At 59.2% G+C, this 856-nt stretch carries 1 protein-coding gene; it reads right to left on the bottom strand.

Going from position 1 to position 856, the window contains the following annotated elements; translation table 11 throughout:
• Positions 1-121: 121 nt before the first annotated feature.
• On the bottom strand, positions 122-727 hold the full coding sequence (locus EN781_RS33390; protein WP_127400774.1) for a transglutaminase-like cysteine peptidase: 606 nt from the start codon (positions 725-727) through the stop codon (positions 122-124).
• Between the last annotated feature and the right edge of the window lie 129 nt (positions 728-856).

Here is an 856-nt window from a genome sequence, read left to right as displayed (position 1 = left end):
GTGGGGACTCGACCGGGCTTTCTCCCTAAGCGCGCGGCGTGGATGCTACGCGCTTAATCTCTTTGTGCATGCCGCTGCCCCAAAATCGCTGCGCTGCTTTCGGGCGGCGTGCTTCGGCGGCCTAGCGGACGCTGGCGACCGCGTCCTCGCGGCCGTCATTGATCGTCACCCAAACGCCCGAATTCTCCGTCGACTGGCGCTTGAGGTAGGTGTAGTCGGTGTCGGTCCAGGCCAGCACCTTGGGTTGAAGATTGTCGAGGATGAACTCGCCAAGGCTGGTGCGCACGGTGAGCACCGCATGGCCGTCGCCGTTCGGCTGCCGCGTCACCGTCATCAGCAGGTCGCCGGCCGGCACGCCGATGTTCATCAGCGCGCGGCGCTTTTCCAGCGCGTAGTCCTCGCAGTCGCCAAAGCCGTTGTCGGGGTAGGACCAGACCTCTTCCTTGCCCCACATCTCCATGTCGGTGCGCGGCGTGATCCTGGTGTTGACGGAATTGTTGATGTTGACGATGGCCGCCCACAGCTTGCGGGTCAGTTCGATCGGCGCCTGCTTCGGCGTCCGTTCCTTGCATTCCTGCGGAAGCTTCTGGCAGAATTCGTAGTGGCCGACCGGCTGGGTAGTGCGACCGCCCGTGTGCATGAAAGCCGGTCCCGCATATGCCGTTGCCCAAGCGGAAAGCTGCATCGCCATTGCCATGAGCAACAGCTTGCCCCTCGTCTTCTTCATTGTTTTAGTCTCCCCGTTTGAGGAGACCATCTCATGACCGGATTTATTTGACGCAAAAACCCGAAGTAGACATTGAGTAAAACGCCAAGAGAATAAGCATAAAATTTGAATTAGTTTGAACTAAAATTC

It is taken from the genome of Mesorhizobium sp. M4A.F.Ca.ET.090.04.2.1 (assembly GCF_003999085.1).
In the GTDB taxonomy this organism is placed as follows: Bacteria; Pseudomonadota; Alphaproteobacteria; order Rhizobiales; family Rhizobiaceae; genus Mesorhizobium.
Note: the sequence above shows the minus strand (reverse complement) of the source record. Positions and strands in the feature narration are given on the sequence as shown.